Annotated in this window: 26 protein-coding genes; 12 read left to right on the forward strand and 14 right to left on the reverse strand. The window is 73.3% G+C overall.

The window, feature by feature from the left end; genetic code table 11:
* From Sru01_RS29725 to Sru01_RS29765, 9 genes are read right to left on the reverse strand one after another with little or no spacing between them, the layout of a single operon-like run.
* Nucleotides 1–759 (reverse strand): SDR family NAD(P)-dependent oxidoreductase, encoded by a 759-nt coding sequence (locus tag Sru01_RS29725; protein ID WP_203992512.1) that lies wholly within the window; start codon nucleotides 757–759, stop codon nucleotides 1–3.
* The gene (locus Sru01_RS29730) at nucleotides 756–1,223 is read right to left on the reverse strand and encodes an SRPBCC family protein (protein WP_203992514.1); all 468 of its coding nucleotides are present in this window, start codon (nucleotides 1,221–1,223) and stop codon (nucleotides 756–758) included. The genes Sru01_RS29725 and Sru01_RS29730 overlap by 4 nt, the downstream gene beginning before the upstream one ends.
* Nucleotides 1,224–1,225: 2 nt before the next feature.
* A complete protein-coding gene (locus Sru01_RS29735; protein ID WP_203992517.1) occupies nucleotides 1,226–1,480 on the reverse strand; it encodes an acyl carrier protein in 255 nt (84 codons plus the stop codon).
* A 32-nt stretch (nucleotides 1,481–1,512) separates the two neighbouring features.
* The gene (locus Sru01_RS29740) at nucleotides 1,513–2,724 is read right to left on the reverse strand and encodes a ketosynthase chain-length factor (protein WP_203992520.1); all 1,212 of its coding nucleotides are present in this window, start codon (nucleotides 2,722–2,724) and stop codon (nucleotides 1,513–1,515) included.
* Nucleotides 2,721–3,995, reverse strand: coding sequence for a beta-ketoacyl-[acyl-carrier-protein] synthase family protein (locus Sru01_RS29745; protein WP_203992522.1), 1,275 nt, complete (start codon nucleotides 3,993–3,995; stop codon nucleotides 2,721–2,723). Before Sru01_RS29745 ends, Sru01_RS29740 begins: the two co-directional genes overlap by 4 nt.
* Entirely contained in the window at nucleotides 3,995–4,444 is a 450-nt protein-coding gene (locus Sru01_RS29750) for a cupin domain-containing protein (protein WP_203992524.1), read from the reverse strand. Before Sru01_RS29750 ends, Sru01_RS29745 begins: the two co-directional genes overlap by 1 nt.
* A gap of 31 nt (nucleotides 4,445–4,475) precedes the next feature.
* Entirely contained in the window at nucleotides 4,476–4,808 is a 333-nt protein-coding gene (locus Sru01_RS29755; protein ID WP_203992526.1) for a TcmI family type II polyketide cyclase, read from the reverse strand.
* A 22-nt stretch (nucleotides 4,809–4,830) separates the two neighbouring features.
* Complete coding sequence (locus Sru01_RS29760; protein WP_203992528.1) at nucleotides 4,831–6,030, reverse strand: nucleotide disphospho-sugar-binding domain-containing protein; 1,200 nt, start codon at nucleotides 6,028–6,030, stop codon at nucleotides 4,831–4,833.
* A 33-nt stretch (nucleotides 6,031–6,063) separates the two neighbouring features.
* Nucleotides 6,064–7,116 carry a ketoacyl-ACP synthase III family protein gene (locus Sru01_RS29765; RefSeq protein WP_203992530.1) on the reverse strand — a complete coding sequence of 351 codons (1,053 nt, stop codon included), beginning with the start codon at nucleotides 7,114–7,116 and terminating at the stop codon, nucleotides 6,064–6,066.
* Between the two features lie 188 nt (nucleotides 7,117–7,304).
* Between Sru01_RS29765 and Sru01_RS29770 the strand changes: the two genes are divergently transcribed.
* From Sru01_RS29770 to Sru01_RS29780, 3 genes are all read left to right on the forward strand, one after another.
* Entirely contained in the window at nucleotides 7,305–8,489 is a 1,185-nt protein-coding gene (locus Sru01_RS29770; protein ID WP_203992533.1) for an NAD(P)/FAD-dependent oxidoreductase, read from the forward strand.
* Nucleotides 8,490–8,731: 242 nt separating this feature from the next.
* On the forward strand, nucleotides 8,732–10,009 hold the full coding sequence (locus Sru01_RS29775) for an Nramp family divalent metal transporter (protein ID WP_203992536.1): 1,278 nt from the start codon (nucleotides 8,732–8,734) through the stop codon (nucleotides 10,007–10,009).
* 18 nt (nucleotides 10,010–10,027) lie between these two features.
* Nucleotides 10,028–11,176 (forward strand): oxalate decarboxylase family bicupin, encoded by a 1,149-nt coding sequence (locus tag Sru01_RS29780; protein WP_203992539.1) that lies wholly within the window; start codon nucleotides 10,028–10,030, stop codon nucleotides 11,174–11,176.
* A gap of 20 nt (nucleotides 11,177–11,196) precedes the next feature.
* Here Sru01_RS29780 and Sru01_RS29785 read toward each other — a convergent pair whose 3' ends face one another.
* Both Sru01_RS29785 and Sru01_RS29790 read right to left on the reverse strand, forming a co-directional pair.
* Nucleotides 11,197–11,397 (reverse strand): DUF397 domain-containing protein, encoded by a 201-nt coding sequence (locus Sru01_RS29785; RefSeq protein ID WP_203992542.1) that lies wholly within the window; start codon nucleotides 11,395–11,397, stop codon nucleotides 11,197–11,199.
* Complete coding sequence (locus tag Sru01_RS29790; RefSeq protein ID WP_203992545.1) at nucleotides 11,388–12,233, reverse strand: helix-turn-helix domain-containing protein; 846 nt, start codon at nucleotides 12,231–12,233, stop codon at nucleotides 11,388–11,390. Before Sru01_RS29790 ends, Sru01_RS29785 begins: the two co-directional genes overlap by 10 nt.
* Nucleotides 12,234–12,428: 195 nt before the next feature.
* Between Sru01_RS29790 and Sru01_RS29795 the strand changes: the two genes are divergently transcribed.
* Both Sru01_RS29795 and Sru01_RS29800 read left to right on the forward strand, forming a co-directional pair.
* Entirely contained in the window at nucleotides 12,429–12,881 is a 453-nt protein-coding gene (locus tag Sru01_RS29795) for an ATP-binding protein (protein ID WP_203992548.1), read from the forward strand.
* A gap of 172 nt (nucleotides 12,882–13,053) precedes the next feature.
* Nucleotides 13,054–13,455 carry a hypothetical protein gene (locus Sru01_RS29800; protein ID WP_203992549.1) on the forward strand — a complete coding sequence of 134 codons (402 nt, stop codon included), beginning with the start codon at nucleotides 13,054–13,056 and terminating at the stop codon, nucleotides 13,453–13,455.
* 124 nt (nucleotides 13,456–13,579) lie between these two features.
* On the opposite strand, the gene Sru01_RS29805 is transcribed toward Sru01_RS29800, so the two are convergent.
* A complete protein-coding gene (locus tag Sru01_RS29805; protein WP_203992552.1) occupies nucleotides 13,580–13,948 on the reverse strand; it encodes a hypothetical protein in 369 nt (122 codons plus the stop codon).
* A gap of 645 nt (nucleotides 13,949–14,593) precedes the next feature.
* The gene (locus tag Sru01_RS29810) at nucleotides 14,594–15,304 is read right to left on the reverse strand and encodes a hypothetical protein (RefSeq protein ID WP_203992555.1); all 711 of its coding nucleotides are present in this window, start codon (nucleotides 15,302–15,304) and stop codon (nucleotides 14,594–14,596) included.
* A 535-nt stretch (nucleotides 15,305–15,839) separates the two neighbouring features.
* Between Sru01_RS29810 and Sru01_RS29815 the strand changes: the two genes are divergently transcribed.
* From Sru01_RS29815 to Sru01_RS29845, 7 genes are all read left to right on the forward strand, one after another.
* A complete protein-coding gene (locus tag Sru01_RS29815) occupies nucleotides 15,840–16,268 on the forward strand; it encodes a helix-turn-helix domain-containing protein (protein ID WP_203992558.1) in 429 nt (142 codons plus the stop codon).
* Between the two features lie 110 nt (nucleotides 16,269–16,378).
* On the forward strand, nucleotides 16,379–16,780 hold the full coding sequence (locus Sru01_RS29820; protein ID WP_203992561.1) for a hypothetical protein: 402 nt from the start codon (nucleotides 16,379–16,381) through the stop codon (nucleotides 16,778–16,780).
* 70 nt (nucleotides 16,781–16,850) lie between these two features.
* Nucleotides 16,851–18,605, forward strand: a complete 1,755-nt coding sequence (locus Sru01_RS29825; RefSeq protein WP_203992564.1) for a sensor histidine kinase — start codon at nucleotides 16,851–16,853, stop codon at nucleotides 18,603–18,605.
* Nucleotides 18,596–19,243: a response regulator transcription factor gene (locus Sru01_RS29830; RefSeq protein ID WP_203992567.1), complete on the forward strand. Its 648-nt coding sequence runs from the start codon at nucleotides 18,596–18,598 to the stop codon at nucleotides 19,241–19,243. The genes Sru01_RS29825 and Sru01_RS29830 overlap by 10 nt, the downstream gene beginning before the upstream one ends.
* 285 nt (nucleotides 19,244–19,528) lie before the next feature.
* Complete coding sequence (locus Sru01_RS29835; RefSeq protein WP_203992570.1) at nucleotides 19,529–20,683, forward strand: hypothetical protein; 1,155 nt, start codon at nucleotides 19,529–19,531, stop codon at nucleotides 20,681–20,683.
* Nucleotides 20,680–22,137 (forward strand): DUF8832 domain-containing protein, encoded by a 1,458-nt coding sequence (locus tag Sru01_RS29840; protein WP_203992573.1) that lies wholly within the window; start codon nucleotides 20,680–20,682, stop codon nucleotides 22,135–22,137. The genes Sru01_RS29835 and Sru01_RS29840 overlap by 4 nt, the downstream gene beginning before the upstream one ends.
* Nucleotides 22,134–22,514: a FixH family protein gene (locus Sru01_RS29845; protein ID WP_203992576.1), complete on the forward strand. Its 381-nt coding sequence runs from the start codon at nucleotides 22,134–22,136 to the stop codon at nucleotides 22,512–22,514. Before Sru01_RS29840 ends, Sru01_RS29845 begins: the two co-directional genes overlap by 4 nt.
* Nucleotides 22,515–22,719: 205 nt before the next feature.
* Here Sru01_RS29845 and Sru01_RS29850 read toward each other — a convergent pair whose 3' ends face one another.
* Nucleotides 22,720–24,579 (reverse strand): AMP-binding protein, encoded by a 1,860-nt coding sequence (locus Sru01_RS29850; protein ID WP_203992579.1) that lies wholly within the window; start codon nucleotides 24,577–24,579, stop codon nucleotides 22,720–22,722.
* Between the last annotated feature and the right edge of the window lie 62 nt (nucleotides 24,580–24,641).

Below are 24,641 nucleotides of genomic sequence, written 5' to 3' on the forward strand. Positions count from 1 at the left end.
TCACATGCCTCCGTCGACGTTGAGGGTCTCGCCGGTGATGAACGCCGCGTCCGGGCCGGCCAGGAACAGCACGGCGCGCGCGATGTCCTCGGCCCGGCCGAGCCGGCCGAGCGGGATGCGCTTCTTGTAGTCGGCGAGCCGGCCCTGCATGGCCTCGTACTCCTGCGGCGGCAGCCGGTCGGGGTCGCTGGTGTCGATGATCCCGGGGGCCACGATGTTCACCCGGACCCCCTTGGGGCCGAGCTCCTTGGCCAGCGACCGGGCCAGCCCGACCAGGCCGGCCTTGGCCGCGGTGTAGTGGGCGCGCAGCGGCACGCCCACGGTGGCCACCTTGGAGCCGACGTAGATCACCGACGCCTGCTCGCCGAGCAGCGGCAGCGCCTGCTGAGTGACCCGGTAGGCCGCGGTCAGGTTGCTGTCCACCACCTGGGACCACGCGTCGTCGGTCAGCTTGCCGAACGGCACGTGCGAGATGAGGCCGGCGTTGTGCACCACGACGTCCAGCGAGCCGAGCCGCTCCCGGCAGGTTTCGACCAGCTCGGTGACGGCCTCGGCCCGGGTGATGTCGGCCTTCAGCACGTGGTGGGTGCCGCCGGTCTCCTTGAGCTCCACCGCCAGGTTCTCGGCCGCCTCGACGTCGCCGCGGTAGTTGGTGACGACGTTGGCGCCCGCGGCGGCCAGGGCCAGCGAGATGGCCCGGCCGATGCCGCGGGTGCCGCCGGTGACCAGCGCGTTCTTACCGGCCAGTGACGTGCTCATCGTGCCTCCGAAAGTTCCGCCGCGGCCTTCTCGACCCGCTCCTTGATCAGTTCGAGCTGCACCTTGCTGTTGCCGTTGATGCGCGCGGCCATCGCGTCGTCGTCCAGCGGCGCCTCCGGCTTCATGTGGAAGTCCTGGACCCAGCGCATGAGGGTGCCCTCGCCGGTCTCCTGGTAGCTCCAGAAGATGTTCATGTACTCGAACCAGCCGGTCTCCACCCGGTGCGCGCGCACCGTGCGGGTCGCCCGGTCGGCGGTGCGCTCCGACACCCAGCTCCAGGCGTTGCCCGCCTCGTCCGGGTGCATCGTCAGCCGGAACCGGACGGTGTCGCCGTCCCGGCTGATGATGTCGGCCGCGGCGTACTCGCTGAACAGGTTCGGCCAGTTCGCGACGTCGTTGGTCAGCTCCCACACCACCTCGAGGGGGGCCGAGATGGTGATCTCGTTCTCGGTGTGCGCGGCCATGGTCAGGCTCCCGTGGTGATCAGGTCGTTGGCGAAGTCGAGCATCTGGCGGGGCGTCTTGGTGTGCTCCAGCGCGTCGTCGGACATCGCGACCGCGAACTCCTGCTCGATCTGGCCCTGGATCTCCAGGACGGCGAGCGAGTCGTAGCCCAGCTGCTCGAACGGGACGTCGAGGATCTCGCCGTCCAGGTCGACCGACTCGGCGACGCCGCAGGTCCGCATGATCTTCTTCAGTTCGTCCAGGCCGAGGTCGGCCATCGTCTCCTCCTCGTTGGGTCGTCGCCTCCGCGTCACGGGGCGCGGAGCACCAGCGCCGCGTTGAACCCGCCGTAACCGCGGGCCAGGACCAGGACGGTGCGCACCGGCATCCGCCGCGGCTCCCCCTGGACCAGGTCGATGTGCTGCTCGGGGTCCAGCTCCCAGCCGCCGGGCACCGCCGGGACGATCCCGTCGCGCATGCACATCAGCGCGGTGATCACGTCCAGCGGCGCGCCGCCGGCGTACAGCCGGCCGGTGAGCACCTTGGGCGCCGCCACCGGCACCCCGTACGGCCCGAACACCGCGCTGATCGCCGCGGCCTCCCGCAGGTCGGCCCCCGCCTCGCCCATGGCGTCGGCGAACACCACGTCCACCTCGGCCGCGGTGATCGCGGCGTCGGCGAGCGCGCCGTCGATGGCGCGGCGCAGCGTCGGCGGCCGGCCCGACCTCGGCGGCGGGTCGAAGGTCGCCGCGTAGCCGGCCACCTCGCCGTACGGTGCGCGCACCCCGCGGGCCGCCGCGTGCGCGGCGTCCTCAATGATCAGCTTGCCGCCGCCCTCGCCCGGCAGGTAGCCGGCCGCACCCGGGGTGAACGGCCGGAACGCGCGCGCCGGGTCCGGGTCGCGGCTGAGCAACCCGCTGCTGAGCTGCGCGGTCAGGCCGTAGGGGCACAGCGAGGCGTCGGTGCCGCCGCTGACCACCACCTTCGCGCCGTTGCGCAGCATCCGCCGGGCCTGCGCCAGCACGTCCAGGCCGCCGGCCTGCTCGTTGGCGATCACCCCGCACGGGCCCCGCATACCGTGCCGGATGGAGATCTGGCCGGTGCTCGCCGCGTAGAACCACGCGATCGACTGGTAGGCGCCGACCGCCCTGGACCCCTTCGACCAGAGCTTCTGGATCTCCTTCTGCCCGAACTCGGTGCCGCCGGACGAGGCGGCGGTGACCACCGCCATCTCGTACTCCGGCAGCTCGGCCGGGTCGACCCCGGCGTCGGCCAGCGCCATCTCCGCGGCCTGGAACCCCAGGTGCGTCCAGTGGTCGGTCTGCGGCACGAGCAGGCTCGGCACCCGCTCGGCCGCGTCGAACTCCCGGATCTCGCCGGCGTGCCGCACCGGGTAACCGGAGGCGTCGAACCGGCTGATCGGCCGGATCGCGGTGTCGCCGTTGACGACCGCGGTCCAGTGCTCCTCCACTCCGATCCCGGTGGGGGCCACCACGCCCACCCCGGTGATGACCGCGGTCATGCCGCGTCCCGGACGTCCAGGCTGGACAGCAGCATCGCGGTCTGGAACCCGCCGAAGCCGCTGCCGACCGTCAGCGCCGTGCGCACCCGGTGCTCCCGGGCGGTGTGCGGGACGTAGTCCAGGTCGCACTCGGGGTCGGGGGTGTCCAGGTTGGCCGTCGGCGGGACGACGCCCCGCTCGATGGACAGCACCGAGGCGGCGATCTCGATCGAGCCGATGGCGCCGAGCGAGTGCCCGACCATCGACTTGATCGAGCTGACCGGCACCTCGTAGGCGCGGTGCCCCAGGCTGGCCTTGAACGCCGCGGTCTCGTGCCGGTCGTTCTGCTTGGTGCCCGACCCGTGCGCGTTGATGTAGTCGATGTCCTCCGGCCGGATCCGCGCCTTGTCCATCGCGACCCGGATGGCCTCGGCCATCTCCCGGCCGTCCGGCTTCAGGCCGGTCATGTGGAAGGCGTTGCTCCGGGTGGCGAAGCCGGTGATCTCCGCGTAGATGTGCGCGCCGCGCGCCTTCGCGCGGCCGAGCTCCTCCAGCACGAACACCGCCGAGCCCTCGCCCAGCACGAACCCCTTGCGGTCCCGGTCGAACGGCCGGGAGGCGTGCTCGGGGTCCTCGTTGCGCGGCGTGGTGGCCCGGATCGCGTCGAAGCAGGCCGAGGTGATCGGCGAGATCGGCGCGTCGGTGGCGCCGGCGATCACCACGTCCGCCGAGCCCTCGTGGATGAGCTGGGCACCGTGTCCCACCGCGTCCAGACCCGAGGTGCAGCCGGTGGAGATCAGCGCCACCGGGCCCTCGGCGCCGCACGCCCAGGCCGCCTCGACGGCGAGCGTGCTCGGCACCATGTAGCCGTACAGGTGCGGCACGCCGTAGGTGGAGTCGACGAGCCACTTGCGCCCGCCGTCGCTCAGCACGACGTACTCCTCCTCCAGGCCCATCGTGCAGCCGACCGCGCTGCCGATGCTCACGCCGGTGCGGTGCGCGGGCAGCTCGGCCGGGGTGAGCCCGCTGTCGGCGAGCGCGTCCCGGGTGCAGACCACCGCGAACTGCGCGGCCCGGTCCATCCGCCGGATCTCCTGCGGGGTGAGTCCCTCCTTGGCGGGGTCGAAGTCGCACTCGGCGGCCACCCGGGACCGGAACCCGGTCGCGTCGAACAGCGAGATCGCGCGGGTGGCGGTCTTGCCGCTGGTGAGCAGCTCCCAGAAGGCCTTGGTGCCGATGCCGCCGGGCGCCACGACCCCGATACCCGTAATGACGACCCTCAGCGTGTCCATCAGGCGGCGCCCTCTCCCCCGGGTGAGGCGCCGACGGCGGCGATGGGCTCCCCGGCGGCCGGCAGCGGCTCGGTGTCCACGTGCCCGAGCTCCGGGCGCGGGGCCAGCGGGCCGAGGTGGAAGACGACGAACGCGGTCTCCGCGCCCTCGTTGACCAGCCGGTGCCGGACGTTCTTCGGCACCATCAGGGACTGGCCGGGCGACAGCGTCACCGGCTCGCCCTCCACCGTCATCACCAGCGAGCCCCGCTCGACGTACAGGAACTCCTCCGAATACGGGTGATAGTGCTCGCTCACGTACTCGCCGGGCTCCAGCGTGAGCACGCCCATGAAGCCGGAGGTCGATCCGACGGTCTTCGGGCTGAGCAGGATGCGGATGTCGCCGCCCCGGCGCCGGTTGGGCGCCACATCGCTCGCCGCGACCGGGCAGCAGGCCACCTTGTCAGGCATGGTTCCTCTCCTTTTAGTCCGCACGGCGCCGTCAGGAGCGGGCCGGGTCCTTCTCCCACACGTAGAAGGGCGTGGCCATGGCGTCCTTCGGCTCCTTCCAGTTGGGGTCGTACGGGCGCACGTGCTTGGCGAGCCGCTCGTTGATGTCCTTGTAGAGCGGGTGGCTGCGCGCGCGGTACAGGTTGGGGGTGATCTCGTCGTCCGCCTCGACCAGGTGGAAGTACAGGTCGTGGAAGCGGAACAGCGTCCGGCGGGTCACCCCCACCATGTGCGGCAGCTCGGTGGCGTCGGACTCGGCGAAGATGCCGGCGATCTCCTCCGCGGGCCCCGGGTCCAGCCGGGCCACGATCAACGTCCTGCTCATCTGCGTTCCCTCCGTGTCGGGCTTATCGGGCGGGCATCGCCATGCTGCGACGCCCGGCTACAGGCAGGCTTGAGATCTCCTCCAGCCGCCGGGCCACCTGCAGCGGGGTGGGCCGGGCGGCGTTCTCCCGGGCCAGCCGGGCCGCCGCGTCCCGGTGCTCTGGAGCGGTCAGCAGCGCGGTGACCGCGGCGCGGATCGCCGCCGGCTCGGCCTGCTCGGCGGGCAGGGTGCGCCCGGCGCCGGTGCCGGCCAGCTGGGCGGCGCTGAACCGCTGGTCGGGCAGCTGCGGGACGACCAGCTGCGGCACCCCGGCGGCGACCGCGGTGAGCATCGACCCGCCGCCGCCCTGGTGCACCAGGGCCGAACAGGTGGGCAGCAGCAGGTGCAGCGGCACCGACTCCACCACCCGCACGTTCGGGGCCGGTTCGCCGATGAGCCGGCGGGTGGCCGCGTTGACCGCCACCACGATCTCGGCGTCCAGCCCGGCCAGCGCGCCGACCACCCGGGGCGCCAGGAACGCCTCCGGACCGGCGAGCGCGGCGGTGGACACCCCCCAGGTGACGCACACCCGGGTCCGCCCGGCCGGCGCCAGCAGGTCGCGCGGCACCGGCGCCGACCCGTTGTAGGGCACGTAGCGCATCGGGATGCGCGACAGCTCGACCGGCGCCTGCATGCTCGGCGGGCACGGGTCGACGCTGTGGTCGCCGATCTGGTCCAGGTCGTCCAGCCCGTACCGCTCCGCCAGCGCGCGCAGCACGGGCACCTCGATGCGGCCGCCGCCGGCCGGACCGGCGTTGGTGCCGTCCGGGCCCCACAGGTGGCGGATCGCCCGCACGCCGAGCACCCCGGCGACCAGCGGCCCGGTGAACGCCGTCGGCTCGTACACCACCAGGTCCGGCGACCAGGAGGTGGCGAAGTCCACCGCGCCGGGCGCCATCGCCTCGGCGACGGTGGCGAAGATGCCGATGGCGGCCATCGTCCGGCGGCGGCGCACCTCCGGGTCGGGATTCCCGATCAGCGGCTGGACGTCCCGCTTGAACAGCTCGGTGATGTCCACGTCGTCGCCCACCGGCACGGCGAGCTGGCCGCAGCGGGCGACGGTGTCGGCGTGCGCGGGCGGCGCGACGACCCGGACCTCGTGGCCGCGGGAGCGCAGCGCCCAGGCCAGCGGCACCATCGGATAGAAGTGGGTGGGCCAGGTGGACACGAACAGGACGCGCACGGGTCCTCGCCTCCTTCGGCGGGCCGGGGGATGTCAGCGGCCGGCGGCCGGGACGTCCCAGCCGGGCTCGGCGGTGATCCGCACCAGGGCCGCCGCGATGGACTGGCCGGGGGCGGTGCCGAAGAGCAGCACGTTGTCGCCCGCGCGTACCTGACCGGTCTCCACCAGGTGCACGAAGGACGAGAAGACGTCGTTGGCGGCCATGTGCCCGTTGCCCCGGCCGAAGGCGAAGGTGCCGATCTCCGGCGCCAGGCCGAGCGGCGCGAACACGAACCGGCGCAGGTAGGCCTCCGAGACGTTGACGTGGCACACCCGCGCCACGTCGGCGGCCGTCACGCCGGCCTCGGCCAGCGTCTGCTCCACCGCCTTGATGGTGGCCGCCGGGGTGAGGGTGACGATCGGCGGCATCCGCGTCTCGAAGCTCTCCAGGTAGCGACGCGACCGGGTGCGGTGGTCCATCGTGGTGCCGACCGTGCAGGCCGGCGGGAACAGCGGCTCGCCGAACCGGTCGACCTCCTCCAGGTCGGTCACCGAACCGAGCGTGATGGACAGCACCTCGGCGAACCCGCCCTGCCGGGACAGCACCAACGCGGTGGCGCCGTCGCCGAGCGCGCTGCCCGGCGCCGACCGCCAGCGGTCCACCAGCGGGGTGCCGAAGTTGTCGGCCGCGGCGACCAGCGCGGCGTCGCGCTCCGGCGACGCCTTCAGGTAGCAGTCCGCCAGGTCCATCGCGGCGAAGACGCCGTTGCAGCCCTGCCGCACCTCGAACGCGGGCACGTCCCGGGCGACCGCCTCGCGCAGCACGTAGTACTGCGGTGACCAGCCGTCCGGCCCCTGGTGCCAGGTGTTGGCGTAGAAGAGCGCGTCGATCTCGTCCGGCGCGCGGCCGGACCGGCGCAGCGCCTCGGCGCCGGCCAGCGCCGCCATCTCGGGCGCGGACGTCGAGCCCGCCACCCGCACGCCGCTGACGCCGGTCTCGGCGTGCGCCGACTCGTCGCAGTCTCCGGCCGCGATCGCCTCCTCGATGGTGCGAGTGGGCGGCAGGTACATGCCCGCGCCGGCGATGTGGAGATCGGTTCGTCTCATGTGCCGAGACTCGGTTCGGCGGCTAGAACTCCGCTCGAATCGCGCTCGGGTCGCCGCCCAGGCCGGCCCCGAGGGTCCGTGACCTGCGATCCGGTGGCACGGAGCGCGGATCGAGCGAGCTTCGAGCCGGGGCTGCGACCGTGAGGCGCACACCGCCGGTGTGCGGGCCGAGGCTATGGAGGTCGAACATGTACGACGTGATCGTGGTCGGCGCGCGGTGCGCGGGCGCGCCCACCGCCATGCTCCTGGCCCGCGCCGGGTACCGGGTGCTGCTGCTGGAGCGGGCGAGGTTCCCCCGCGACACCCTGTCCACGCATTACCTGCACCAGCCCGGCGTCGCCCGGCTCGCCCGCTGGGGTCTGCTGGACACGATCGCCGCCACCGGCTGCCCGCCGCTACGCGAGACGGTGTACGAGGTCGGCGGGGTCCGCCTGACCGGCTCCTCGGCGGCGGTGGACGGGCACGCCGAGGCGTACGCGCCGCGCCGCCACGTGCTGGACCGCATCCTGGCCGAGGCCGCCGCGGCGTCGGGTGCCGAGTTGCGGGAGAACTGCACGGTCACCGGGCTGCTCCGGGACGGCGACCGGGTGTGCGGGGTGCGCTACCGGGCGGCGGGCGGCGCCGAGTTCGAGGCGCGCGCCCCGCTGACCGTGGGCGCCGACGGCATGCGCTCCACCGTCGCCCGGCTGGCCGGCGCGCGGACCGTGATCGAGGATCCCCGGCTGACCTGCGTCTACTACACGTACTGGACCGGGGTGCCGTCGGTCTTCGAGCTGTACGAGGCGCCGGGGCGCTGGGTGGGCGCCTCGCCGACCAACGACGGCGCGACCTGCGTGGCCGCCTACTTCCCGCAGGAGGAGTTCGAGACCGTGCGCGCCGACGTGGAGGGGGCCTACCTGGCCAACATCCGCGACACCGCGCCGGACATGTACCGGCGGCTGCAGGGCGGCACCCGGGTGGAGCGGATGTACGGCACCGGCGACCAGCAGAACTTCTTCCGCGAGGCGTCCGGCCCGGGCTGGGCGCTGGTCGGCGACGCCGGCCACCACAAGGACTCGATCACCGCCCGCGGCATCAGCGACGCGCTGACCCAGGCCGAACTGCTGGCCGGGCGGGTGTCCGGCACCGACCTGGCCGACGCCGCCGCGCTGGACAAGGCGCTGCGCGCCTTCGGCGAGGACCGGGACCGGGAGCTGGCCGAGATCTACGAGGCCACGCTGATCGTCGCCCGCCTCCAGGTCCAGCCCGAGCGGCTGACCATGCTGCGGGCCATCGCCGAGGACCCGGGGGACATCGAGCGGTACTTCTCCACCGTCGCCGGCGCCTGCTCCATCCGCGACCTCTACACCCCCGACCTCCTCGCCCGCCTCTGACCATCGACGGTCGGGCGTGAAAACATAATTCATCCCTTGATTTCTATGAATCACCGGCGAGTCGGCACCTGACGCGTCTATTTGGACTTTCCATCATTTCCCGGAACAGCTTTCCTTTTGCCAAGGCATGGCATCATGGCCAGTTTTTCGTGGCGCCAAATCGTGCATCTTTCCGCCGTCCTTTCGAAAATCGAGCCGTCAGGACGTATGAAGTGCTACGCACACTTCCGAGGGAAATGCACATGATCGCTGGTACCCGGCCGGACGGGCCGCCGCCGGTTCTCGTCCGGCCGCCGGGCCGGGCGGAGCGAGGACGGGTGACGCCGATCCTCGGCCCGGCCTTCGTCGCGGCCATCGCCTATGTCGATCCCGGGAATGTCGCCACGAACCTCACCGCGGGTGCGACGTCGGGATATCTGCTGGTCTGGGTGGTGGTACTGGCCAGCCTGGTGGCGATACTCGTGCAGTACCAGGCCGCCAAACTCGGCGTCGCCACCGGGCGGAGCCTGCCCGAACTGTGCCGCGAGCGTTTCGGGCCGGCCGGGAACCGGCTGCTCTGGCTGCAGGCCGAGGCGGTGGTGCTCGCCACCGACCTGGCCGAGTTCGTCGGCGCGGCGATCGGCCTGCGGCTGCTGTTCGGCATGCCGGTCATGGCGTCCGCGCTGGTCACCGCGGTGGTCTCGCTGGCCCTGCTCGAACTGCGCCGGCGCGGCCGGACCAGGCCGTTCGAGCTGGTCGGCGCCGCCGCCCTGCTGCTGGTCGGCGCGGGTATCGGCTACGACATCCTGGCGGTGGGACACCAGTCCGCCGCCGAGCTGGCCACCGGGATGGTGCCCGCGTTCGACGGCACCGGCTCGCTGGTGCTGGCCATGGGCATCGTCGGTGCGACCGTCATGCCGCACGCCGTCTACCTGCACTCCGCGCTGGCGCGAGGGCACGGGACGGACCCGGCGGCGGCCTGGCGGCGGCCCGCCCTGGTCCGGCGGGCGCTGCGGCTGGACTGCGCGCTGGCCCTCGGCGCCGCCACCGCGGTCAACGTCTCCATGATCGCCCTGGGTGCCGGGCTGGCCGCGGCGCTCGGCCACGGCTGGCAGGGCGATCTGGCCGACGCGCACGCCGGGCTGGCCGGCCGGGTGAGCGGCGCCGCCGCGCTGGCGTTCGCGGTGGCGCTGCTGTCGTCCGGGGTGTCCTCCGCCGGGGTCGGCACCCTGGCCGGGGACGTCGTGATGCGCGGCTTCCTCGGCCGCGGGGTGCCCGTGCACCTGCGGCGCCTCATCACCATGATCCCGGCCGTGCTCGCCCTGGGCTGCGGCGCCCCGCTCACCGGGCTGCTCGTGCTCAGCCAGGTGGCCATCTCCCTCGGCGTGCCGGTCGCGCTGTTCCTGCTGGTCACGCTGTGCCGGAGCCCGGGGCTGATGGGCCCGCTGGTCAACCACCCGCGCACCACCGCCGCCGCGGCCGCGGCCGGCGCGGTGGTCGCCGTCCTCGGCTGCTGCCTGCCCTTCGTCCTGCTGTCCTGACCTCGAAAAGGAAGACCCATGGCCAAGCGTTCCCGCGAGCAGATCCCGCAGCCGCAGCGAGACGGCCAGGGCGGCGTCGACACCGGCCCGCGCAACCTCCAGCTGGACCTGCAGAATCCGGACCTGCTCACCCCGCCGGTCACCGACTACGGCACCGTGCCCAACCTGAAGTTCTCCTTCTCGATGGCGCACACCCGGATCGAGGAGGGCGGCTGGACCCGCGAGGTCACCCAGCGCGAGCTGCCGGTCGCCACCACGCTGGCCGGCGTGGACATGAAACTCAACCCCGGCGCCTACCGCGAGCTGCACTGGCACAAGCAGGCCGAGTGGGCGTACGTGCTGGAGGGGAGCTGCCGGATCGGCGCGGTGGACCAGGAGGGCCGGCGCTTCCTGGACGACGTGCAATGCGGCGACCTGTGGTTCTTCCCCAAGGGCATCCCGCACTACATCCAGGCGCTGGACGAGGGGGTGGAGTTCCTGCTGGTCTTCGACGACGGCATGTTCTCGGAGAACTCCACCTTCATGATCAGCGACTTCTTCGCGCACACCCCGAAGAGCGTGCTGGCCAAGAACTTCGGCTGGAGCGAGCCGCAGCTGGCGAGCATGCCGGAGCGGGAGAAGTACATCTTCGCCGGCCAGGTGCCGCCGCCGCTGGAGTCGGACCGGGTGGTCAGCCCGACCGCCGACGTGCCGCGCACCTTCAAGCACCGCATGCTCGCCCAGGCGCCCGAACGCTTCTCCGGCGGGACCGTGCGGATCACCGACTCCACCAACTTCGCCGCCGCCACCACCATCTGTGCCGCCCTGGTGGAGATCGAACCCGGCGGGCTGCGCGAGCTGCACTGGCACCCCACCAACGACGAGTGGCAGTACTACATCTCCGGGTTCGGGCGGATGGGGGTGTTCGCCGCCTCCGGTGCCGCGCGGACCTTCAATTTCCAGGCGGGCGACGTCGGCTACGTCCCGTTCGCCTACGGCCACTACGTGGAGAACCTGGGCACCGAGCCGCTGGTCTTCCTGGAAATGTTCCGCAACCCGCGCTTCGAGGACGTCTCGGCCACCCAGTGGATGGCCAACCTGCCGCCCCAGGTGAGCGCGGACACCCTCAACGTCCCCCGCTCCCTGATCGAATCCCTGCCCAAGGAGAAACGCCCCGTCGTCCGCTGACCGGCCCAGGGGCGCCGCCGCTATCGGGGCGGCGCCCCGGGCCGCACGGCCTGGACGAACGCGCGCCACTCGGCGGGAGAGACCACCAGAGCCGGCCCACCGGGATTCTTGCTGTCCCGCACGGCGATGACTCCGGGCAGGTTGCCGGCCACTTCCACGCATTGGCCGCCATCTCCACTGGACCAGGAGGATTTACGCCATTTTGCGGTACTCAGATCCATTGCGCTCTCACTTCCTCGATGGTGCCGAGCGATAGATTCCGGGGAAGGGCCGCGGCTCGCAGAGCGTCGTACCGTCCCACGAGGGCCGCGACGGCCTCGCGTTCTCCGATCATGAAGCCGCGCGGTGAGCTCTCGATATAGACACTATGCGGCACGCCCCGAAGCTCGGCAATCGTGAACGCGCTTTGCAGGCCGACCGCACACCACGCCGCATACGGCACGATCTGTACCGTTACCCGAGGCAAGCGGGCGACCTCCATGAGCCTGGTCAACTGCTCGCGCATCATGGAAATGTCCCCCATGGGGCGGCGGAGCGCTCCTTCATCGACGAGACTCCAGATCATGGGAGCGGCCGGCCGGGTCAGCATCGCCTGGCGTTCCATCCGGCTCCCCAGGCGTCTCTCCAGGTCCTCGGGTGTAATCCCGGGCTCGGTCTCGAATACCCGCCGAGCATAGGCCTCGGTCTGGAAGAACCCGGGAATCAGCATCGGGTCCCACGTCCGTAGCGCGGAGGCCTGGCTTTCCAGGGTCACGAAATCCCGGAAATGCTCCGGCGCCATGTCCCAGCGCGTCCTCTTCCAGAGTTCGTGGAAGACGCCGTCCAGGTGGAGGACCCGGTCGCAGGCGTCGGCGAAGCCGCGGTCGGGCCTGCGCTTCAGGGTCTCCAGCATGCCGACGGTGCTGACGGCCACGTTGAGCGCGCGGGCGAGGCGGAGCTGGGTCCAGCCCGCTTCGAGCCGGTGGCGGCGCAGCTCGTAGGCGAAACGTGCTTGCGGTGATTCGTCGGGGTTAATGGAAATTGGATTAGGCATGCCAGCTTTCTCCTGAAGTCTCACACCTATCTCACGAGTACGACCGCGGTCTCACAAATACTGTGCTTAGACCGTGCAAGGATTCACCCGTCCGACGCTACCGCCGTACCGCACGCTGGGAAAGCGGATTCCCCGCAAAGGCGGACCACATGATGACCGGAAACGGAATTCGGTTCGGCTATCACTGACCAGGCTTCTTCGAACTCGAAAGGTGGTCCCATGAACATGGGCGAGAGCGGCGCTTCGGTACGGGGCGGCTCCCGGATCACGACCGCGCGCCCGCTCGGCACGGTACGGCTGGCCGGCACGCCGGAGTCGGTGACGCACGGCCGGTCGTACGTCCGGACGGTGCTGGTCGCCGCGGGAATCTCCGAGGTCGATGACACGGTGTTGCTGGCGGGCGAGTTGATGGGAAACGCGGTCCGGCATTCGGACTCCGGGCGTCCGGGCGGGACCGTGGAGGTACGGGTGTTCGCCGACGGAACCCGGGTGCGCGTCGAGGTCGGCGACGAGGGATCGCCGGCCGGGATTCCGGCGGCGGCCGCGGAGGTGGATCCGTTCAGCGAGAGCGGGCGCGGGCTGTGGCTGGTCGATCGGCTGGCCGCCGCCTGGGGCGTGCTGGAGCGGCCGGGCGGGCGCACGGTGTGGTTCGAGTGCGCCGTTCCTGCCTGACCGGGCCAGGGCGGTGGGCGGTCTGCGGGGGATCGGGGCGAGTGCGGCGGATGGGCCGGCGCTGATTACCGGTGCTTGACCCGAGGACGGCCGGAAGCATGATCGACGGGTGGCTAGCCTGGGCACAGTCACGCTCAGTGACGGAATGGCAACGACAAAAGGAGACCCGATCATGATCCGACGACTGCTGTGGACGGGTGCCGCCTGCGCGGCGCTCGCCGTCATGGCGCCGGCCGCCGCGTCGGCCGACACGGCGACGTCCCGGCACCAGGTCAAGGCCGAGCAGTCCGCGACCCAGGGCGACTGGGGCGGCGGCGGCCGGTGGGGTGGCGGCCGCTGGGGCGGCGGTCACTGGGGCGGCGGCTGGGGCGGTCGCTGGGGCGGTTACTGGGGTCCGCGCTGGGGCGGCTTCTGGGGCGGCTATCCCCTGGGTGGCGGCTACTGGGGCGGTGGCGGCGGCGTAGTCGTCGTCAACGGCGGCGGCGGCTGCGGCGGCGGTGGCCTCGTCTACGGATCCGCCTGCGGCGGCGGCTGCGGCGGCGGGCTGGTCTACGGATCGTCCCTCTGCGGCTGACCGGCAACCGGTCGTAGGAGAGCCAACGGGCGGCTCCTGCGACATTTTTCAGCCCGTGGTTGTCAGCAGATTCTGCTGACAACCACGGGCGGCATCACACCGGCGGGGCATCACGCGGGCGGTGTCAACGGAGAGTGGGTGGGTGGTGGTCTTCTCCGGAGCTGGCGATGGCGTCGGTCAGGCGCCCCTGCTGCCAGTACCACTCGCGGGTGCCCCGGAGCACGCACACGTACGAGGTGTCGGCGTCCGCCGACCGCCGGGCGGCGTGCTCGGCGACCTGCTCCCAGGTCGCCATGACGAGCGTCGTGGTGCACCAGCCGGCGCTGACGCTGGTCATCGTGTACGGCTCCGGACCGTCGTCCGGGGCCATCTCGGTGATGCCGCCGAACAGGTGCGGCCGGGTGCGGGTCAGGACGGCCCGCCACGGCGGCCAGACCGAGGCGGCGAGCAGGGTGAGAAGTGATGTGCCGGCGATCCACCAGTGCACGTTCAATGCGACTCCGTTCGTCCGCGACCCCGGCGCGCGGACCGGCCGGGGGGTGCGGCTCGTGTCGTCGATCACCTCGAACCGGCCGGACGGCGGCCGAGGCGGGACGGGGGAAGAGAAGAGGGGACGGGGGGAGGGGGCCGGCCAGGGCCCGGCAGGGCGGGGAGGAGGTGTTCGCCGTCACCTCCTGGTCACGTCCCTGCCGCCGGGCCGAGGCCGGCCGAGGGGCGCGAGCGGCGGGACTCCACCGGCCGGGTCCGGGCGGACGAGTCGCCGGAGGTCCCCGATCGGTCGAATCACCGCCAGGACCCGGCCGGTGGTGCCGGAGTCCGCGCCGCTCGCAGCTTGGGGGCCACGTTCGAGACGTGGCCGGATCGGCCGGAAAGGCCGGTGGAGCGGCTGCGTCCCCTCCTCGCAGCCGCCCCGTGGATGCCGGCGCCGTCGCGGCCCTCGCCACGGATGTCGTCCAGAGGCGCCTACTCCGCGTCTCTGGACGGCCCCTGTCTCCAGGGCGTGGTCGCGCACGCCGGGTGGTGGCCGGTGCGGTCCCGCCGTTCCGTCACCGCTCGCGCGGTGCGCGAGGTGCCGGTGCCGGGGGTGGGACGAACCTCGCGGGCCGGCCGGCCCGGGCGGGTCGGCCCGGCCTGACGATCAGCCGAGCCTCGTGAACGAGCGCCCGCCACCGAAGTGACCGCCTCCGGGGTTGCCCCCGCCCGGGTTGCCGCCTCCGGGGTTACCGCCACCGGGATGACCGCCGCCCGGGTTGCCGCCTCCGGGGTTACCGCCACCGGGGTGACCGCCACCCGGGTTGCCGCCGCCCCAGTGGCCGCCCCAGTGGCCGCCCCAGCGGGGGCCGTGGCCGCCGTGCCAGCGGCCGCCCCACCGGCCGCCCCAGCCGGTGGCCCAGCGGAACTGGTAGCCGGTGGCGCCGTACCAGCGGCCGGGCAGGCCGACCGGCTGGTCGCACCAGTCGCCCGGCAGGTCGAAGGACCGGCCGCCGACGATGTACACCGGGTCGCGGTAGGCACAGCCCGGCGCGACGTAGACGCCGCCGTTCATGGCGAACTGGCAGCTCGGCAGGACGAACGTCCGGCCGCGCAGGATGAACTCGTGGGCGCGCCCGCGGTCCCAGCCGCCGGGTCGGCGGGCTCCGGACCGGCCGGCGGGCGGCCGGAAGGCGTCCCGGGCCGGGCTCGCCTGGGCGGCGGGCGCGGCGGGGCGGGCGATGGCGGCCGGCGCGGCCGCCTGCCGGGCGGCGCCGGTCGTCGCGCCGGCCGGTGCCGCGGCCGCCACCATGGGGGCGAGCACCGCCGTCGCGGCCGCGGCGAGGATGCCGGTGACGAGGGTCTTCTTCGTCGTCAAGAGACGAGTCCTTTCTGAGTCGTGGAAGGTCACCGACCCGGTTTGTCGTCAGAATTTGCTGACACTATGGGGTCGAACAGGTCGAGCGTCCGGACACCGACCGCTGACGCGACGGCGTCCGCCGTGGTACGACGGCATGTGCCTCTTTTGAGCAGACCGTCAATGCACTGCCGGGTGAGGGCGGCCCGCCGGGCGAACTCGGCGACACTGCGAGCCGTCCCGCCCGACATCAGTACGCGCAGCAACACCGCGCTCCGCAGGTGCATTTGCGGCTTACCCGGCATTGTTCACCTTTCCGAGGGATTGCTACGTCGTCAGATTTTGCTGACAGCTCGACTGCGTGTCGCACTCTAATCCGGAGAAGCGCACCTCCGCAGGCGAACAAGGAAGGTCCCCCGGAACCGCTATCTCGCCCCCGGCATTTCATTGACAGCGGTCCGGGTCAGGTTTGCCGCCGATTACCTCCTGTCGTCAAGATCTAGCGGGCATCATGAGGGTGATCGCGGCGAGAAAGAGTCGAGGAGCTGACAACCTAATGCCGTCCTGGCGCGTGACAGCGGACCCGTCCCCCACTCCACTGAGCGACAGCATCCGCGCTCACATAAGAGACAAAGGCCTCAGCATCCGCGCGCTGGCCCTGCGATCCGTCGACCCGGGCACTCGGCAGCACCTGACCGCGCAGTGGATAACCGACGTGCTCAGCGGCCGGGTGCCCCGGATGCCCGACCTGTGGCGGCTGAACGCGCTGGCGACCGGGCTTGGCCTGGATCCCGACACCGTGAAGGCTCTGGCCATCACCCAGTGGATCGGTTGGGACATCGCCGACATCAAGCTCGCAAGTGGTGAGCGGCTTATATTTCGCGTACCTGGCGATTACACCGATGAACAGTGTGACCGGCTGGCCGACGAGCTGGGCAGGGCGCTGGATCCGGCTAATAAATCCGACAATCCACGAGAACCATAGTTTTCCGGATAATGCATCGAGGCCGGCGTCCGATACGCCAAACTTTCTGTCACCCGGGGGCCTGACGGCCGGACCAAAGCCCGGGAAGTACGGCAGAAAGGCTGCGGTGGATGACCCGTCCGTCCTCGCCGTCCGCGGCAAGCGTGGAGTTCCGGCGCGTCTCGTTGCCAGGCGGCTGCCCAGGCGTGATCAGCCACCTGGTGCCCGGCCACCGGATCATCGCCTACGTCGGCGAAGCGCATTTCGACCCGGTGCTGACCTCCCGGCTGGACCAGATCGGCCGGACGGCGCTCGAGCTGCTCCAGCCGGTGGAGGAGACCCGCCCGAAACCCGCGCTGCGCGTCCGGGTGCGGCGCAGCGGGGACCTCGGGTCCGAGCTGGCGGTCGCCGAGATCGATGCCGAAGACCTCGTCATCGGCGTCGACCAGGCCCTCATGTCGGCCGACCTGGCCACCTTCCTGAGCGAGGCCGGCACCCGGGTCACCCGCGACTTCGTCCGGCGGATCGGCTGATCGCCGGCTCGTTCGGCGATCATGCGCATCCGAGGTGGTTCGTCCGTACAATCCCCATCGGGGGTGGGCGATGGCCACGCGTTCCACGGGCACCACCGCGTCACCGCGTTCAGCCGGCGCCGCCACGTCACCGCGTTCCACCGGCGCCACCGCGTCGCTCGCCGTCGCGGCCGGAGCGGCGTGGCTGCTGGTCGTCACCGTGCTGGCGGCCGGTCAGGGCGTCATCTGGCGCAACGGCCTGATCTGGGCGCTCGGCGCGATCGTCGGCCTCACCTTCCTCACGGTCGGGGTGGTGATCTCGCGGGAGCACCCGGGCAACCAGGTCGGCCCGCTCATGGTCGTGCTCGGCATCGCCTGGATCCCCCAGCAGTTGCTGTTCCTCCCCGACGAACCGCTGTGGGCGCTGGCGTCGTGCGGCATGTGGGCGGGGGTCGCCTGCCACCTGTTCCTCGCCTTCCCGACCGGCCGGCTGGAGTCCGTGTCCTACCAGGTGGTGACCGCCCTGGCGTACGGCACGGCCCTGGTGCTGCCCGGCGCCCAGGCCCTGCTCCGCCTGCCGCTGCCCGCGCCGCTCCGGCACACCGTCCTGCAGATCGACGCGTCGTCCTGGCAGGTGACCGTGTCCATCTGCGCCGCGGTGCTCGTCCTCACCGTCCGGCGCTGGCGCCGGGCCGGTCACGCGCAGCGCCGGGCGATCGCCCCGGTCACCGGCGCGTCGATGGTCGCCACCGTCGCCTTCGCCTGGGACCGGATGGCCGACCTGATGCCCCCGAACCCGCTGCAGCTTCCCGCCGTCCTCGTCATGCTGGCCTCCTTCGTGGCGGTCCCGCTGGCGTACCTGGCCGGGCTGATGCGCAGCCGGATGGACCACGGCCGGGTGGCCGAGCTCGTGGTCCAGCTGAGCAGGCGCCGGCGGCCGGACACGCTGCGCGACGAGCTGGCCGCCACCCTGCGGGACCCCGGGCTGGCCGTGGGCTACTGGACCGCGGAGCAGGACCGCTACGTGGACGCCGACGGCCGCCCGGTCGACCTCGCGCCCGGCCCGGGCCGGGCCGTCACCCGCGTCGACCAGGGCGAGGCGCCGCTCGCCGTCCTCGTGCACGACGCCGGCCTCCTCCAGCAGCCGTTGCTGGTCGAGGCCGCGTGTGCCGCCGCCGCGCTCGCGCTGGAGAACGAACGGCTCACCGCGGACCTGCGGGCCCGGCTGCGGCAGCTCGCGGCCTCCCGGCGGCGGATGCTGCAGGTGGGCGAGTCCGAACGCCGCAGGCTCGAACGCGACCTGCACGACGGCGTGCAGCAGCGACTGCTGTCGGTGGCGATGACGCTCGGCCTGGCCGAGGCCGCCGGCGCCGACCCCGGGCGGGCCGGACCGCTGGTCGGCGAGGCCAAGGCAGCGGTGCTGGCCGCGCTGGACGACCTGCGCGCGGTCAGCCACGGCATCCACCCGCCGGTGCTGACCGAGCGCGGCCTTTCGGGCGCGGTCAAGGAGCTGGCCGCCGTCTCCCCGGTCCCCGTCACCTGCGAGGTGACGCTGGGCGGGCCGCTGCCTCAGTCGGTGGAGACCGCGGCGTACTACATCGTCAACGAGGCGCTGGCCAACGTGACCCGGCACGCCGCCGCGTCCCGGGCCTGGGTGCGGCTCGCCCGACGCGACGGCGGCCTGCTGGTCGAGGTGGGCGACGACGGCGCCGGCGGGGCCGACCCGGCCGGCGGCTCGGGGCTGGCCGGGCTCGCCGACCGCGCCGAGGCCAACGGCGGCCGGCTCACGATCGACAGCCCGCCGGGGAAGGGAACCGTGCTGAGGGTGGTCCTGCCGTGCGCGTAGCGATCTGCGAGGACTCCACGCTGTTCCGCGAGGGCCTGGCCCGGCTGCTGGCGGAGTCGGGGTTCGCGGTGGCGGCGTGCGTCGACAACGCCGCAGACCTGCTCGCGCACGTGGCGCAGGACCCGCCCGAGGTGGCCGTGCTGGACATCCGCCTGCCGCCCACCCACACCGACGAAGGGCTGCGGGCCGCGGTCACGCTGCGGGAACGGCATCCGGAGGTGGGCGTGCTGGTGCTGTCGCACCACGTCCGGGTGAGCTACGCGGTCGAACTGCTCGGCGGCCGCACCGACGGCGTCGGCTACCTGCTCAAGGACCGGGTGTCGGACCTGGCGGAGTTCGCCGCGGCCATCCGCCGGGTCGGGTCGGGCGGGTCGGTGCTGGACCCGGTCGTCGTCGAGCGGCTCGTCGGCCGCCACCGGCAGCCCGGCGACCCACTGGGACGGCTCACCGAGCGCGAGCGCGCCGTGCTGCGGCTGATGGCCGAGGGCCGCACGAACATGGCGATCGCCGAACGGCTGGTCATCGCCGAGCGCACCGTGGAGAAGCACTGCACGAGCATCTTCGTCAAGCTCGGCCTGGAGGCGAGCGCGCACGACCACCGGCGGGTGCTCGCGGTGCTGCGGTACCTGAACGCCTGAGGGCGGGTCCGCCGGCCCCCGTCCTCGTCGGCGCGTCGGGTGCTCCGGCGGCCCGGCCGGGTGCGCGGCGGCCGCGCGGCGGCGCCGGGGGGGCGGATGCGCGGCGGCCCGATGGTACGGATAACCGCACCCGGATGAGGAGGCCAGCCGGGTTCCCGGTCCGGCGGCCGTCGTCGAGGATCAAGGCGACGGGGAGTCGCCGTGACGCGGCGACCGGTTGCCGCCCGGTCACCGGGCCGGGAACGGCCGCCGGGACCGGGCCGAGGAAGGGACACGCTGATGGCGGTGGACGCTGGAGTGCGGCGGCTGCTCGCGGACTCCGGGCAGGCACGTCCGCGGGTGAGCCCGCGCACCGACCTGATCACGACGCTGCTCGGCGTCTGGTTCGGCATCGGGCTGATGATCGACGCCTGGGCGCACAGCAACCTGGCCGAGCTGGAGACGTTCTTCACGCCCTGGCACGCGGCGTTCTACTCGGGGTTCGCGGCGGTGTCGGGCTGGATCATCTGGCAGGTCTACCGCAACGTGCGCGCGGGGCGGAGCGGGACGGCCGCGGTACCGGACGGGTACCTGGCCGGGCTGCTCGCCATCCCCGGGTTCGCCGCGTTCGGGCTGGCCGACCTGATGTGGCACACGTTGCTGGGCATCGAGCAGACCATCGACATCCTGTTCAGCCCGTCCCACCTGGGGCTGATCGTGACGATGATGCTGATCATCACCAGCCCGCTCCGCTCGGCGTGGAGCGCCCCGGACCTCGGGGACCGGCCCCGCCTGCCGCGCCTGCTCCCCGCACTGATCTCTCTCGGCTTCGCCGCCGCGCTGGTGTCGCTGTTCCTGTCCTACGGCAACGCCGTCCAGTGGAGCACGGAGGGCATCGTCCGGGCCTTCTCCAGCGCGGAGGACGGCATGGCCGGTTCGCTGGCCGCCTCGATCGTCATCACGAACGTGATGCTGCTCGCCCCGGTTCTGTTCCTGCAGCGCAGGTGGCACCTGCCGTTCGGGAGCGTGACCGTGCTGTCGGTGGTGGCCGTCCTGATGCCCGGCGCGCAGACGGCCTTCGACAACATCCCGGTCCTGCTGACGTTCGTCGCCGCCGGGCTGGCGGGCGACCTGCTGATCCGGTGGCTGCGCCCCTCGCGGGAGCGCCGGGCGGCCTACTGGGCCTTCGCCGGCCTGTCGTCGTTCGTCACCTGGTCGCTGTACGTCGCGGTCGCCTCGCTGGTCACTGGGCGGCTGCCCGCCGTACCCGAACTGTGGACCGGCGCCCCGATCGTCGCGGGTCTCATCGGCCTGGCGCTCGGCGTCCTGTTCCTGCCGAACGCGGTACCGGCGGCGGCCGGTTCCCTGCCGGGCGCGGTGCCGGCGGCCGGCGAGCCCGGCGCCCCGTTCCCGGACCAGGCGCCGGCCCGGGCGGGCGAGTCCGGCGCCCGGCGGGCATGATCAGGCCGCTCCGGCTGATCCGCCTGGCCGTCCTTGCGATGGTGGCGGCCCTGCTGATCGCCCCGCCCGCCGCGGCGCACGACGTCCGGGCGGGGGCCGACCTGCGGATCGCGCAGACGATCGCGGGCGCGGAGCTGACCCTCGTGATCAAGGCGACGACCCGGGTGCCGGGGCCGCTGCGCGTCGAGGTGATCGGTTTCCCCGCCGCCCCCGCCCTTGACCTGCGGCTCCGGTCGATGACCGGCGGTGGGGTCACCCGCGGCACGGCGGCCCCCGGCCGGCCCGCGCGGTTGCGGGCCGAGGAGACCGGGCCGCACGAGCTGTCCGTCACCGCCGGGGGCGAGACCACGGTGATCCCGTTCCGGGTCCTGGTGGACCGCGGCTCGGGGTGGGAGTTCCTGATCTACGGCGGCCTGTTCACCGCCGGCCTGCTCCTGGTGGGCGGCCTGCTCACCGGGGCGTTCGGCCGGCGCGGCCGGTCGGCGTTCGTGGTGACCGCGGTCGCCGCCGCGGGGCTCACGGTCGCCGCGCTGATCGTGGTGCTCGACCCCTGGCTGCCCGCCGGACCGCCGGACGGCGCCGAACCGCGTCCCACGGACGCGCCGGCCGGCCGGCCGTACGTCCAACGGGTGATCACCACCGTGCCGGCCCGGCCGGCCCCGGGCGAGGAGTTCGTGGCGCGGGTGGAGCTGTTCGACGGGTCCACCGGGCGGCCCGTCGACGATCTCGCCGTGCACCACGAGGCCATGGCCCACCTGGTGGTCACCGCCGAAGACGGCCGCTACTTCCGCCACGTCCACCCGCTGCGGACCGCGCCGGGCCGCCTTGAGGTACGGCTGCGCGCCGGACCTCCCGGTCGCTACCTCACCTACGTCGAGCTCGAACGCACCGACTCCGGCGGCCAGCTCCTCACCGGCGCCTTCACGGTCGGCGGGCGGGACGCCGCGGACCCGGGAGACGGCGCGGACGGTGCCGGCGCGGACGTGGCCGACGCGGACGTGGCCGGTGATGCGGGTGCCGGCGGTACCGGTACAGACGCAGGGAACGGTACGGCCTCGGGCACGGGTACGGGCTCCGGAAACGGCGCACGCTCCGGAAAGGGCGCGGGCTCGGGGAGCGGCGCGGGTGCCACGGCGCCGGGTGACCCGGAGGTTCCGGCGGCCCCGGCCGGGACGGTGACGGTGACGCCGGCCGTGCCCCGGGCGGGGCGGCCGGCCACCGTCGAGGTGGCCACCGCCGGGACACCGCTGCCGTGGCTCGGGATGGCGGGCCACCTCATCGTGCGGTCGGCGGACGGCGGGTTCCTCGGCCACGTCCACGAGATGGGGACGCCCGGCGCCCGGCTGCGCTTCACCTTCGGCTTCCCCGTGCCGGGCCGCTACCTCGCCTGGGCGCAGTACGCCACCGGCCGCGGCATCACCACCGTGCCCTTCACCGTGGAGGTACCCCGTTGACCCGCGCGAAGCGCCTGCTGGTCCTGGCGTTCGCCGCGCTGGTGGCGGCCGCGGTGGCCGCGTTCGCCGTCGCCCGCGCCTCGGGCGCCGACCCGGTGACCGCCGCGGGCACCCGCTACACCGTCACCGTCACCGCCGCCCGGGACACGATCGACGTACGAGTGGACCGGGGCGCGGCCGACACCGTAACCATCGCCGCCGTGATGCCCGCCATGGGTCACGCGATGCCCGAGGTCACCGCCCGGAAGGCGGCCCCCGGCCACTTCGTCGCCGAGGGCGGCCTGTTCTCCATGGACGGGGGGTGGGAGCTGTCGGTGCGCCTCACCGGCCCGGCCGGCGAGGAGACCCTCACCCTCACCACGCTCGTCGGCGACTAGCGCCCGGTCCGCCTTGCCCGGCCGGGCGGGTGACCGGGCCGGGCAGGCGGTGCCCCGGTGCCTCGTCCCGCGGCCGGGCGGGTGGTGCCGGAGACGGGCGCGGCGGCGAGCGCCGGATCGTCCAGGCCGGGATGGCGGGCCGGGGGGCGCGGCGGCGAGCGCCGGGCCGTCCGGGGGCAGGGCGGCGAGGGACGCCAGGCCCGGGTCAGGAGGGCGCGGTGGCGGCGAAGGACGGGTCGTCCAGGGCCTCGGCCATCCGGGCCGGGGTCCGGCCGCGCAGGAACACCGCCACCGGCAGCTCGGTCCCCCGGTCCCGGCCCACCCGGTTGGCCAGCTGGATCGCCACGATCGAGGTGGCGCCCTGCTGGAAGATGTCGTCCTGCGGCCCCACCGGCCGGCCGAGCAGCTCGGTCACGTGCGCCAGCACCAGGCCGAGGGTGCCCGTCCCGCCGGGGTCCGCCGGTGCCTCCGCCACCGGCCCGCCGTCGAGCAGCCGGGCCAGCGCGGCATTGTCGATCTTGCCGATGCTGGTCACCGGCAGGGCCGGGACGCGCCGGACGGTGTTGGGCACGAACGCGGCCGGAAAGCGCGCCGACAGCGCCGCGTGCACCTCCTCCTCCGCCGGGCCGCCGCCCGCCGCCGTGTAGAAGGCCGCCAGCGACTCCACGGTGATGCCGCCGGCCGGCAGCGGGACCACCACCGCGCTGCCCACCCCGGGCACCGCGCACACCGCGCGCTCCACCTCGCCCGGGTCGACCCGCACCCCGCGCACCTTGAGCTGCCGGTCCTTGCGCCCGCGGTAGCGGATGAGCCCGTCCGGCGCCACCACCCCGAGGTCGCCGGTCAGGTAGACGCGCACCTGCTCGCCGTCCGGCCCGAGCGGGAGCGTCGGGAAGCGGCGGGCGGTCTCCGCCTCGTCGTTCAGGTAGCACAGCGCCAGCCCGGCGCCGGAGACGGCGATCTCACCGGCCTGTCCGCGCGGCACCACCCGGCGCTCGTCGTCCAGCAGGTACACCCCGGTGGCGGCGATGGCGGTGCCGATCGGCACCTCCTCGTCCTCCGCGCCGGTCGCGGCGTACCCGGTCGGACACATGGTCGCCTCCACCGGGCCGTACAGGTTCAGCACCCGCAGGCCGGGATGCCGGCCGATGGCGGCCGCGATGTGCTTGGCAGACGCCTTCTCGCCGCCGAGCATGACCGCCGACAGGCCGGCCAGGGCGTCCACGTCGTCGTCCACCGTCGCGTTGAACAGCGTCGGGGTGAGGAACACGGTGTTGACGCCGCGCGCCACCGCGGCGCGGATGTCGCCGTAGCCGAAGTGCTCGCTCTCGCGCAGCACGGTGGTGCCGCCGTTGACCAGCGGGCACCACACCTCGAAGCCGAACCCGTCCCAGGCGACCGGGGCGGACTGCAGCATGACCGTGTCGTCGGCGAAACCGATCATCTTCTCCACGGCCACCCGGATGGTGCCACGGTGCGGGGACAGCACGCACTTGGGGGTTCCGGTGCTGCCGGAGGTGAAGAAGACGCAGCACGCCTCCTCCGGGACCAGCGCGCCGGCCGGCCCCGCGGGCGCCGCCGGCACCGGTACCGGCACCGTGCAGGACGGCGCGGGCGCGGGCGCGGCCGAGCCGTCCAGCAGGCCGGCCAGCGCCACCACCGGGACGCCGGCGATCGGCGGGGCGGCCTCGTCGGCCACGCACAGCCGGGCGCCGGTCCGGGTGAGCACGTCCTCGACCCGGCCGGGCGGCCACTCCAGCGGGATGGCGGTATAGGCGGCGCGCAGCTTCAGCACGCCGAGCAGGGTGGCGATCATGTCCGGGCTCCGGGCCGCCCTCACCGCGACGATCCGGCCGGCGCCCACCCCCAGCCGGGCCAGCGACGCGGCCACCCGGCCGGCCCGGGCGACCAGTTCGGCGTAGCTCACGTCGCCGTCCCGCCACCGCACGGCGGGCGCGTCCGGCCGCCGGGCCGCCCACAGCTCCACCAGCGTCTCGATGCGGTCGCCGTCCTCGAAGCCCGCCTCCGGGCCGAGCAGGACCGACAGTGACGTCTCCTCCGGCATGTCCACCACTCCTTGCGCTCCGTCCACGGGCAGCCAGGGACGCCACGATCGCAGCGCGGGCT

The sequence above is a fragment of the Sphaerisporangium rufum genome (assembly GCF_016863395.1).
Classification (GTDB): domain Bacteria; phylum Actinomycetota; class Actinomycetes; order Streptosporangiales; family Streptosporangiaceae; genus Sphaerisporangium; species Sphaerisporangium rufum.

Coding starts and splice junctions, on each gene's coding strand:
- Sru01_RS29770 (WP_203992533.1), top strand. CDS start 7,305: ATGTACGACGTGATCGTGGTCGGCGCGCGGTGCGCGGGCGCGCCCACC.
- Sru01_RS29740 (WP_203992520.1), bottom strand. CDS start 2,724: ATGACCGCGGTCATCACCGGGGTGGGCGTGGTGGCCCCCACCGGGATC.
- Sru01_RS29745 (WP_203992522.1), bottom strand. CDS start 3,995: ATGGACACGCTGAGGGTCGTCATTACGGGTATCGGGGTCGTGGCGCCC.
- Sru01_RS29840 (WP_203992573.1), top strand. CDS start 20,680: ATGATCAGGCCGCTCCGGCTGATCCGCCTGGCCGTCCTTGCGATGGTG.
- Sru01_RS29825 (WP_203992564.1), top strand. CDS start 16,851: ATGGCCACGCGTTCCACGGGCACCACCGCGTCACCGCGTTCAGCCGGC.
- Sru01_RS29750 (WP_203992524.1), bottom strand. CDS start 4,444: ATGCCTGACAAGGTGGCCTGCTGCCCGGTCGCGGCGAGCGATGTGGCG.
- Sru01_RS29765 (WP_203992530.1), bottom strand. CDS start 7,116: ATGAGACGAACCGATCTCCACATCGCCGGCGCGGGCATGTACCTGCCG.
- Sru01_RS29725 (WP_203992512.1), bottom strand. CDS start 759: ATGAGCACGTCACTGGCCGGTAAGAACGCGCTGGTCACCGGCGGCACC.
- Sru01_RS29785 (WP_203992542.1), bottom strand. CDS start 11,397: ATGGATCTGAGTACCGCAAAATGGCGTAAATCCTCCTGGTCCAGTGGA.
- Sru01_RS29780 (WP_203992539.1), top strand. CDS start 10,028: ATGGCCAAGCGTTCCCGCGAGCAGATCCCGCAGCCGCAGCGAGACGGC.
- Sru01_RS29800 (WP_203992549.1), top strand. CDS start 13,054: ATGATCCGACGACTGCTGTGGACGGGTGCCGCCTGCGCGGCGCTCGCC.
- Sru01_RS29815 (WP_203992558.1), top strand. CDS start 15,840: ATGCCGTCCTGGCGCGTGACAGCGGACCCGTCCCCCACTCCACTGAGC.
- Sru01_RS29735 (WP_203992517.1), bottom strand. CDS start 1,480: ATGGCCGACCTCGGCCTGGACGAACTGAAGAAGATCATGCGGACCTGC.
- Sru01_RS29775 (WP_203992536.1), top strand. CDS start 8,732: ATGATCGCTGGTACCCGGCCGGACGGGCCGCCGCCGGTTCTCGTCCGG.
- Sru01_RS29820 (WP_203992561.1), top strand. CDS start 16,379: ATGACCCGTCCGTCCTCGCCGTCCGCGGCAAGCGTGGAGTTCCGGCGC.
- Sru01_RS29795 (WP_203992548.1), top strand. CDS start 12,429: ATGAACATGGGCGAGAGCGGCGCTTCGGTACGGGGCGGCTCCCGGATC.
- Sru01_RS29730 (WP_203992514.1), bottom strand. CDS start 1,223: ATGGCCGCGCACACCGAGAACGAGATCACCATCTCGGCCCCCCTCGAG.
- Sru01_RS29850 (WP_203992579.1), bottom strand. CDS start 24,579: ATGCCGGAGGAGACGTCACTGTCGGTCCTGCTCGGCCCGGAGGCGGGC.
- Sru01_RS29755 (WP_203992526.1), bottom strand. CDS start 4,808: ATGAGCAGGACGTTGATCGTGGCCCGGCTGGACCCGGGGCCCGCGGAG.